The 1,608-nt window shown below is 64.3% G+C and carries 1 protein-coding gene; it reads left to right on the plus strand.

What is annotated here, in order from left to right; all coding sequences use genetic code 11:
- Positions 1 to 219: 219 nt before the first annotated feature.
- Positions 220 to 1,608 (plus strand): cache domain-containing protein (locus tag AC1VAN_RS21275; protein WP_480986687.1); only part of this gene is annotated, 1,389 nt, incomplete at its 3' end.

Here is a 1,608-nt window from a genome sequence, read left to right on the forward strand (position 1 = left end):
GGCTCCCCCTCAACATTGCAGAGCCGACCATCCGCTGTTGCTGTTGCTCTCGCTCCGAAAGCCTGCCGCAGGCAGCGCCGCAGCCGCCGCTGCGAACAAACCTGAATACGTTCGAACAGCCCACCTCAATCCCCCGCCCCCGCGGCCGATAACGGTCATGTCACCGCTGCTCCCGATCAGCACCGGCGCCTCCACCCACCACCACCCGGGTACTGCTCGATGAATCTCCTGCATCGCTGGCAACACTACTTCAGCAATCTCTCCGTCCGACGCAAGCTCAATCTGCTCACGCTGCTGATCGCACTCGGCGTGATCGCGCTCTCGGTGATCGCTGCCCGCATGCAGTACCTGGACCTCAATGAAACCCGCAAGTCGTCGTTGAAGACCCAGGTTGAACTGACCTACGGCATCCTCGACCACTACCACGGGCTGGCCGCCAGCGGCGAACTCACCGAGCCCGCCGCCCGCCAGGCCGCGCTCGATGCGCTGGCGCGCATGCGCGCCGACAGTGATACGTATTACTACAGCGTCTACGACACGAACTACCGCGTGCTGATGCATCCGTTCCGCAAGGACCTGATCGGCAAGGACATGAAGGACTTCCGCTCCGAGGACGGCGTGCAGCTGTTCCACGACCTGGTGGAAGTGGCTCGCAAGGGCGGCGGGGTGGTCTCCTACAAGTGGGCCAAGGCCAACAGCGAAGGCCTGTACGACAAGGCGTCCTACGCCGGCCTGTTCAAGCCCTGGAACTGGGTGGTCAGCAGCGGCGTATACATGGATGACGTGCAGCAGCAGGCACTGGTCTTCACCGCCATCATGACCCTGGCCGGCGGCGTACTGGTGCTGATCGTGCTGGCATTGAGCTGGGTCATCGGCAACCGCATCGCACGTCCGCTGAAGCAGGCCACCGCCGTGGCCGAAGGCATTGCCGGCGGCAAGCTGGACAGCCACATCGGCCCGCAGCCGCATGACGAAACCGGTCGCCTGCTCGAAGCCATGTCGCGCATGCAGCAGCAGCTGCACGCGGTCATCAGCGGCCAGCGCGAGATGGCGCGCCGCCACGATGGCGGTGAACTCAGCTACCGCATCGACGCCAGCAGCTTCCCCGGCGAATACGGACTGATGGTGCAGGAAACCAACGTCCTGGTCGGCAGCCACGTGCAGACCCTGCACGATGTACTGAACGTCGTGCAGCAGTACGCCGTGGGCGACCTCAGCAGCGACATCGCGCGCTATCCGGGCGAAAAGGCGGCGATGACCACCACCGTCGACACGGTCAAGGCCAACCTCGGCCGCATCAACGCCGAGATCAAGCAGCTGGCCAGTGCCGCCGCTGCGGGCGACTTCAGCCAGCGCGGCGATGCACAGCGCTTCGATCACGATTTCCGCACCATGCTGGAAAACCTCAATGCCATGATGGCAGTCAGCGATGACAACCTCGGCAAGCTCTCGCAGCTGCTGTCGTCCATTGCCGACGGCGACCTGACGGCACGCATGCACGGTGACTACCAGGGCGTGTTCGCCCGCATGCGCGACGATGCAAACGCSACSGTCRRSCAGCTGACCCAGATCGTCRGCCRKATCCAGGCCAGTGCMYCCAGCATCACC

Source organism: Stenotrophomonas sp. 05L44_2, assembly GCF_056665995.1.